Below are 8,247 nucleotides of genomic sequence, written 5' to 3' on the forward strand. Positions count from 1 at the left end.
ACCCCGGCCACCAGCCACAGGGCGCTGGTCCCGAAGCCCGAGACGAGCACGGCGAGCAAGCAGCGCGCGGCAGTGCGGTCGCGCAGCACACGGACGAGCGGACGGCCGGCGCACGGCCCGCGGGAAGAGGTCATGGCCGCCGAGCCTGGACCTGAGGCCCCGTCGGGCGCATGAGGCAACCGCCTTATGCGCGCCGGGGTCCAGGGCGCCGCGCCTGAGGCGTCAGTCGCGCCCGGAGCGCCCGGCGCGCTCGACGTGCTCGACGTTCAGGGCGAAGGCCCGGCCGGGCACCGGCCCGCGCGCCCCGCCCGGCACGATCCAGAACGTGCCGTGGGTGCCCGGCACGGAGCGGAAGTCCTGGGTGAGGACGGCGAGTTCGGCGGCGCCGTCACCGTCCAGGTCCGCCGCGGCGAGCGCCCCGCCGAAGAGGTCCCTGTCGCCCGCGGGCGCGTCCGCGCGGGCCGCCGTCATGCCGACGTCGTCGCGGTCGAAGGTCACGGTCGCCCGCGCGGCGAGGCCGTGCGGACCGCCGGGGAACACCGAGACGGTGCCCGCACGGTTCAGCGCGCCCGTGACGTCCCCCGTGACCAGGTCGTCCCGGCCGTCACCGGTCACGTCCGCGACCGTCCACCGGTCGCCCGTCGGGGGCTCGGTCGGCGCCCGTCCCGCACAGGGCCCGGACCGGCCGCCGTAGACGACGCGGGCCCGCTCCCCGGTCGACATGTCGGTACGGCCGGTGAGCAGGTCGGTGCGCCCGTCGCCGTCGAAGTCGCCGGTCGTGCGGGCCGTCAGGGTGCCGGACGGCGCCGTGAGCGGGGGCGGCGTGCCGGAGTCGTCCTCCGGGTCGTAGGGCCGGGTCCGCCCGTCGCCGAGCGCCCGCAGCCCGCCCGTACGGGTCACCGTGCGCCCGGGGCCGTACCGGTACGCGGCCGCGTCCACCGCGTACGACGACCACGCGGCGCCGTCGTCGTCGGAGCGGGTCGAGCGGGAGCCCGCGCCGCGGTCGCCCTCGACGACGAACTCGTCCCGCCCGTCGCCGTCGAAGTCGCCCGCCGTGAGCCGGTCCGCGAAGACCGTGCCGCGCCGGGTCACATCCACGTACCGGCGCTGCGCCGGCCGCCCGTCGCGGTCGAACGGGCCGAAGTCGACCGCCGCGCAGCGCACCGGGTCGCGCCGGTCGGCGGTCGCGGTGAACGGGCCCGAGACCAGGTCGAGCCGCCCGTCACCGTCGAAGTCCCCGGCCGCGACCGGCGGGGCGTCCGTCGCCGGGAGTTCGGCGCGCGTCCCGGCGAGGCCGCCCGTACCGCCCCACACGAACACCGGGCGGTACGTGGGCGCGTGCGCGCCGGCGCTGCTCCGGAAGACGCGCAGGAGCAGGTCGGTCCGGCCGTCGGCGTCCCAGTCGCCGCTCAGGTGGGTCAGCGCGGTGATGTCCCCGGAGTTCTCGGCGGCGCCGGGCACGAGCCCGGGGAACCGGCCGGTCACCGAGACCGTGCGCCCGGCCGGGGCCCCGCCCCGGGCGCCGAGCAGCAGGACGACGGCCGCCCGGGACGGCGTGCCGGGCTTCCCGTACCGGCCTTCCAGGAACAGGTCGTGGCGCCCGTCGCCGTCGAAGTCGGCCCCGGCCGGGGGTGTTCGGCGAGCGGGGCGTGCCGTGGGTGCGGGGGACGCGGCGGCGGCCCGGGGCGTCGTGCAGCGCCCCGGGTCCGCGTGCGCCGCGGCCCCGTCCCGCGACCCGCCGCCCGCTCCCGTGCAGGAGACGGCGAGCAGCAGGGCGGCGCAGGCCGCCGCGAGGGGAAGCCGGGGCCGCCGGGCGCGGCGACGGCGAGAGGAGCGGTCCATGGCCTCCATCCCCCCATGCGCGGGCGGCGTTGAGCTCACGGGACGGTCACCATCGGGTCACGCACGCGGGCCGCGACGCCCCGCCCGGGGCGCTGTCCGGGCGCCGCCCGGGGCGCCGCCCGCGGCAAGACAGAAAGCGCTTGCGGATTTCCGGGACTTCTTTTGTCCGAAGCGTTGACGAAACCGTGTGGCCGCTTCTAGCTTCAACGCGTCGTACTTCGTACGTCATATATGAGACGCGATACGCCATACACCGAGAGGCGCACATGACCTCTGTCCCGACGCCGATCCCCTCCCGCACCCAGTACGTCCAGGAGGAGATCAAGCGCCGCATCCTGACCGGTCAGCTCACCCCCGGGCAGGCCCTCGTCGAGACCGACCTGGCCGCACAGTTCGGGGTGTCCAAGACCCCGGTCCGCGAGGCGCTCAAGACCCTCGCCGGCACCGGACTCGTCGTCATGAACCAGTACAAGGGCGTCACGGTGCGCATGGTGGACGCGGACATGGCCCGCGAGGTCTACGACGTGCGCCTGCTGCTCGAACCCGAGGCGCTGCGCCGCACCGTGCACCGGCGGGCCCGCCTCGACGAGGCCGCCGCCGCCCTCGCCCGCTCCGACTCCGCGACGGACACCGCGCAGCGCTCCCTCGCCAACCGCGAGTTCCACCGCGCGCTCTACGCCCCCTGCGGCAACCCGCTCCTCGGCCGCATGCTCGACGAGGTCCGCGACCAGGCCGCCCTCGTCTCCGCCGTCGCCTGGGCCGCCGACCCGTCCTGGGAGCGGGAGGCCGCCGAGCACCGCGAGATCCTCGAACTCGCCCTGGCCGGTGACGCGCAGGGCGCCTCCCGGGCCCTGCGCGACCACATCGCCTCGTTCGTGCGGCGCGCCTTTCCCGAGGCCGCGGACGCAGAGGACGGGACCCTGTGACGGCCGCCCGCCGGACCCCGACGGACTTCGAGACGCAGCGCACCGCGCTGGCCGGAGTCGTCGCCATCCCGGTCACCCCGTTCGCCGCCGACGGCTCCGTCGAACGGCCCACGCTGCGCGCCCTGCTGCGCCGCCTGCTCGACGGCGGCGTGCGAACCCTCACCCCGAACGGCAACACCGGCGAGTTCTACGCCCTGACCGCCGACGAGCGCCGTCTCGTCACCGAGGTCACCCTCGACGAGTCCGCCGGACAGGGCGCCGTCCTCGTCGGCGTCGGCCACGACGTGCCCGGCGCCGTCGCCGACGCCCGGCACGCCCGCGACCACGGCGCCCCCATGGTGATGGTCCACCAGCCCGTGCACCCGTACGTCTCCGAGGCCGGCTGGCTCGACTACCACCGGGCGATCGCCGAGGCCGTCCCCGAGCTCGGCGTCGTCCCGTACATCAAGAACCCGGCCCTGTCCGGCGCCCGCCTCGCCGAACTCGGTGCGGCCTGCCCCAACGTCATCGGCGTCAAGTACGCGGTGCCGGACGCCGCCCGCTTCGCCGCGTTCGCCCGCGACGCGGGCCTGGACCGCTTCGTCTGGATCGCCGGCCTCGCCGAACCGTACGCGCCGTCCTACTTCTCGGCCGGCGCCACCGGCTTCACCTCCGGGCTCGTCAACGTCGCCCCCGGTGTCTCCCTCGCCATGCTCGACGCGCTGCGGGCCGGCGACCACCCCGCCGCCATGAAGGTGTGGGAACAGATCCGCCGCTTCGAGGAGCTGCGCGGCGCCGACGCCTCCGCCAACAACGTCTCCGTCGTCAAGGAGGCCCTCGCCTCGCTCGGCCTGTGCCGCCGCGACGTCCGCCCGCCCAGCCACGTCGTCCCCGACGCCCTGCGCGCCGAGATCGCCGCCATCGCCGCGGGGTGGTCCATATGACCCCCGCCCCACGGGCCCGGCTCGCCCCCGAAGAACTGCGCTCGCACCAGTGGTACGGCACCGAGGGCCGGCTGCGCACCTGGTCGCACAACGCCCGGATGCGGCAGCTCGGTCACTCCGACGAGGAGTACCGGGGCCGCCCCTTCGTCGCCGTCCTCAACACCTGGTCCGACATCAACCCCTGCCACGTCCATCTGCGCGAGCGCGCCGAGGCGGTCAAGCGGGGCGTGTGGCAGGCGGGCGGCTTCCCGCTGGAGTTCCCGGTGGCCACGCTCTCGGAGACGTACCAGAAGCCCACCCCGATGCTCTACCGCAACCTCCTCGCCATGGAGACCGAGGAACTCCTGCGCTCCTACCCGGTGGACGCGGCCGTGCTGCTCGGCGGCTGCGACAAGTCGACCCCGGCGCTCCTGATGGGCGCCACCTCCGCCGACGTGCCCGCCCTGTTCGTGCCCGCGGGCCCGATGCTCCCCGGCCACTGGCGCGGCGAGACCCTCGGCTCCGGCACCGACATGTGGAAGTACTGGGACGAGCACCGGGCCGGCCGGCTCACCGACTGCGAACTGCGCGACCTCCAGGGCGGTCTGGCCCGCTCGCCCGGCCACTGCATGACGATGGGCACCGCCTCCACGATGACCGCGGCCGCCGAGGCCCTCGGCATGACCCTGCCCGGCGCCTCCTCGATCCCCGCCGTCGACTCCGCGCACGAGCGGATGGCCGCCGCCTCCGGACGCCGCGCCGTCGACCTCGCCTGGACCGCACTGCGGCCCTCCGAGATCCTCACCCGGGACGCGTTCGAGGACGCCGTCACCACCGTGCTCGGACTCGGCGGCTCCACCAACGCGGTCATCCACCTCATCGCGATGGCCGGACGCGCCGGGGTGCCGCTCACCCTCGACGACTTCGACCGCATCGCCCGCACCGTGCCGGTCCTCGCCAACGTCCGCCCCGGCGGCCGCACGTACCTCATGGAGGACTTCCACTTCGCGGGCGGGCTGCCCGGCTTCCTCTCCCGCGTCACCGACCTGCTCCACCTCGAACGCCCCACCGTCAACGGCACCCTGGGCGGGCAGCTGGCCGGCGCCGTCGTCCACGACGACGACGTCATCCGCACCCGGCGGAACCCGGTGGCCGAGGAGGGCGGCGTCGCCGTCCTGCGCGGCAACCTCTGCCCGGACGGCGCCGTCGTCAAGCACATCGCCGCCGACCCCCGCCTCCTGAAGCACACCGGCCCCGCCGTCGTCTTCGACGACTACCGGCAGATGCAGCGCGACATCGACGACCCGGAGCGCGGCATCACCGCCGACAGTGTCCTCGTCCTGCGCAACGCGGGACCCAAGGGCGGCCCCGGCATGCCCGAGTACGGCATGCTCCCGATCCCCGCCCACCTGCTCGAACAGGGCGTGCGCGACATGGTGCGGATCTCCGACGCCCGGATGAGCGGCACCAGTTACGGCACCTGCGTCCTGCACGTCGCCCCCGAGTCCTACGTCGGCGGACCGCTCGCCCTGGTCCGCGAGGGCGACACCGTCACCCTCGACGTCGCGGCCCGCAGCCTGCACCTCCACGTGGACGACGCGGAGCTGGAGCGCCGCCGCGCCGCCTGGAGCCCGCCGCCCGAGCGCCACACCCGCGGCTACGGAGCGCTCTACGACGAGCAGATCACCCAGGCCGACACGGGCTGCGACTTCGCCTTCCTGGCCCGCCCCGGCGAGACCGCCGACCCCTACGCGGGCTGACCGCCCCGAGCCGCCACCCCGTACGAACGGAGAGCCGACCATGGCAACGACCTCCGCCGTGGCCACCGTGCCAAGGCCCGAGGGGCCCCCGAAGCCGCGCAAGCGCCGCTCGGCCACCCCGCGGAAGCTGCCCTACCTGCTCATCGCGCCCGCCGGGCTGCTCATGCTCGGGTTCATCGCGTATCCCGTCCTGAACGTCTTCTTCACCGCGTTCCAGCACGAGAACCCGACCAAGCCCTGGCGCGACGGATTCGCCGGCTGGGACAACTTCACGCGCATCTTCACCGAGGACGACCAGTTCTGGACGGCCCTCGCCTTCAGCGGCAAATGGGTCGTCGTCGAGGTCGGCCTCCAGCTCCTGCTCGGACTCGCGCTCGCCCTCATCGTCCACCAGAGCTTCGTCGGCCGCGCCCTGTCCCGCGCCCTCGTCTTCTCCCCGTGGGCCGTCTCCGGCGTCCTCACGAGTGCGATCTGGGTCCTGCTCTACAACTCCCAGACCGGTGTGACCCGTTACCTCGCCGATCTCGGCCTCGCCGACTACGGGTCCAGCTGGTTGTCCGACCCCGGCACGGTCTTCCCGGCCGCGATCGTCGCCGACCTGTGGCGCGGCGTCCCCTTCTTCGCGATCCTCATCCTCGCCGACCTGCAGACCGTCTCCAAGGACCTCTACGAGGCCGCCGAGGTCGACGGGGCCTCCCGCTTCCGGCAGTTCCTGCACATCACCCTGCCCCACCTGCGCGACGCCATCGTCCTGTCGACGCTGCTGCGCATGGTCTGGGAGTTCAACAACGTCGACCTGCTCTACACCCTCACCGGCGGCGGACCGGCCGGCCAGACCACCACCCTGCCGCTCTACGTCGCCAACATCTCCGTGGACGCCCACGACTTCGGCTACGCGTCGGCCCTGACCACCGTCGCCTTCGTGATCCTCCTCTTCTGCTCGATCGTCTACCTCCGGCTGAGCAAGTTCGGGGGCGACGACACATGACCACCACCCAGGAGGCCCCCGTGGCCGTCACCGACCTCCCGCACACCCGCGACACCGTCCGCTCCGGCTCCGGCGGCACCCCCGCCCGCTCCCGCAGGCAGCGGCGCGCCTGGGACGAGGCGCCCCGCTGGCAGATCTACCTGCCGCTCGCCGTGTACCTGCTCTTCACGCTCGTGCCGTTCTACTGGATGCTGCTGTTCGCGCTGCGTCCCGCGGGCACCACCGGACTGCTGCCCTGGCCGCTGACGTTCGAGCACTTCGACAAGGTGTGGACCGAGCGCAGCTTCGGCGTCTTCTTCCAGAACAGCCTGATCGTCGGCGGCGCCACCCTCGTCATGACGACGCTGGTCTCGCTGGCCGGCGGATACGCCCTGGCCCGCTTCGACTTCAAGGTCAAACGCGGCTTCCTGCTCGCGCTGCTCTGCTCCCAGTTCGTGCCCGGCGCGCTGCTGCTCGTCCCGTTGTTCAAGGTGTTCGCCGGCCTGCAGATGATCAACTCGCTGGGCAGCGTCGTCATCGCCGAGACCGTCTTCCAGCTGCCGCTGTCGATGATCCTGCTCAGCAACTTCATCAAGAACGTGCCGTACTCGCTCGAGGAGGCCGCCTGGGTCGACGGCTGCGGCCGCTTCCGCGCCTTCTGCGCCGTCGTGCTGCCCATGCTGCGGCCCGGCCTCGTCGCCGTCGGCTCCTTCGCCTTCGTGCACAGCTGGAACCACTTCCTGTTCGCCCTCATGTTCCTGTCCAAGCAGGACCTCCAGACCATCCCCGTCGGCCTCAACACCCTGCTGTCCGCCGACTCCGTGGACCTCGGCGCCCTCGCCGCGGGCGGCGTCGTCGCCGCCGTGCCCGTCGTGATCGTCTTCGCCTTCATCCAGAAGTACCTGGTCACAGGCTTCAGCGCCGGGGCGGTGAAGGGATGAGCGCCGACCCGGCCCGCCGCGCTCCGGTCCCCGTCGTCCTCGCCGGCGCCCGCGGTCACGGCCGCCACCACCTCGCGAACATCCGGCGCCTGGCCGCGGCCGGCCGGGTCACCCTCGCCGGGGTCTGCGAGCTCACCCCGCTCACCCCCGACGAACTCGCCGGATTCGACGCCCCCGTCGCGCAGTCCGCCGACCTCGGCGCACTCCTCGACACCACCGGCGCCCGCGTGGCCGTCGTCTGCACCCCGATCCCCACCCACACCGACCTCGCCCTGACCGCCGCCGCCCGCGGCGTCCACCTGCTCCTGGAGAAGCCGCCCGCCCCCTCCTTCGCGGCCTACGCCCGCATGCGGCAGGGCGTCGAGACAGCCGGCGTCGCCTGCCAGATCGGCTTCCAGTCCCTCGGCTCGCACGCCGTGCCGCACATCCGCCGGCTCGTCCGCGACGGCGCCGTCGGCACGCCCCTCGGCGTCGGCGCGGCCGGGGCCTGGGCCCGCGACGAGGCCTACTACCGGCGCGCCCCCTGGGCCGGACGCCGCCGCGACGCGGACGGCACCGACGTCACCGACGGGGTCCTGACCAACCCGCTCGCCCACGCCGTCGCCACCGCCCTCGCCCTCGACGGGTCCACCGCCGCGGACGACGTCACGGCCGTGCGCACCGAACTGTTCCGCGCCAACGCGATCGAGGCCGACGACACGTCGAGCGCCGAGATCGACACCCGCGCCGGCACCCGCGTCGCCGTCACCGCGACGCTGTGCGCCGAACAGCCCGGCGAACCGTACGCCGTCGTGCACGGCAGCCGCGGCCGCATCACCTTCTGGTACAAGCAGGACCGGGTCCTCGTGCAGCGCGCCGGGCACGGACCCGAGGAGAGCGTGCACGGCCGCACCGACCTCCTGGAGAACC

The 8,247-nt window shown here is 74.2% G+C and carries 7 protein-coding genes and 1 pseudogene; 6 read left to right on the forward strand and 2 right to left on the reverse strand.

The genetic code is table 11. The annotated features are described in order from the left end of the window. Window positions 1-134, reverse strand: a pseudogene (locus GTW43_RS38250) (MFS transporter); the annotation flags it as partial. A gap of 88 nt (window positions 135-222) precedes the next feature. Beyond that, window positions 223-1,842, reverse strand: a complete 1,620-nt coding sequence (locus tag GTW43_RS26565; protein ID WP_161304502.1) for a VCBS repeat-containing protein — start codon at window positions 1,840-1,842, stop codon at window positions 223-225. Between the two features lie 266 nt (window positions 1,843-2,108). On the opposite strand from GTW43_RS26565, the gene GTW43_RS26570 reads away from it, so the two are divergent. The 6 genes from GTW43_RS26570 to GTW43_RS26595 all read left to right on the forward strand — a co-directional run. Further along, a complete protein-coding gene (locus GTW43_RS26570) occupies window positions 2,109-2,768 on the forward strand; it encodes a GntR family transcriptional regulator (RefSeq protein WP_161304503.1) in 660 nt (219 codons plus the stop codon). Next, entirely contained in the window at window positions 2,765-3,691 is a 927-nt protein-coding gene (locus GTW43_RS26575; RefSeq protein ID WP_161304504.1) for a dihydrodipicolinate synthase family protein, read from the forward strand. The genes GTW43_RS26570 and GTW43_RS26575 overlap by 4 nt, the downstream gene beginning before the upstream one ends. Then, window positions 3,688-5,430: an L-arabinonate dehydratase gene (gene araD / locus GTW43_RS26580; protein ID WP_161304505.1), complete on the forward strand. Its 1,743-nt coding sequence runs from the start codon at window positions 3,688-3,690 to the stop codon at window positions 5,428-5,430. Before GTW43_RS26575 ends, araD begins: the two co-directional genes overlap by 4 nt. 40 nt (window positions 5,431-5,470) lie before the next feature. Continuing rightward, the gene (locus GTW43_RS26585) at window positions 5,471-6,418 is read left to right on the forward strand and encodes a sugar ABC transporter permease (protein ID WP_161304506.1); all 948 of its coding nucleotides are present in this window, start codon (window positions 5,471-5,473) and stop codon (window positions 6,416-6,418) included. Further along, window positions 6,415-7,338 (forward strand): carbohydrate ABC transporter permease, encoded by a 924-nt coding sequence (locus GTW43_RS26590; protein WP_161304507.1) that lies wholly within the window; start codon window positions 6,415-6,417, stop codon window positions 7,336-7,338. Before GTW43_RS26585 ends, GTW43_RS26590 begins: the two co-directional genes overlap by 4 nt. After that, window positions 7,335-8,247, forward strand: a 913-nt coding sequence (locus GTW43_RS26595; RefSeq protein ID WP_161304508.1) for a Gfo/Idh/MocA family oxidoreductase, incomplete at its 3' end; no start/stop codon positions are given. The genes GTW43_RS26590 and GTW43_RS26595, both read left to right, overlap by 4 nt.

The organism is Streptomyces sp. SID5785, assembly GCF_009870065.1.
In the GTDB taxonomy this organism is placed as follows: domain Bacteria; phylum Actinomycetota; class Actinomycetes; order Streptomycetales; family Streptomycetaceae; genus Streptomyces.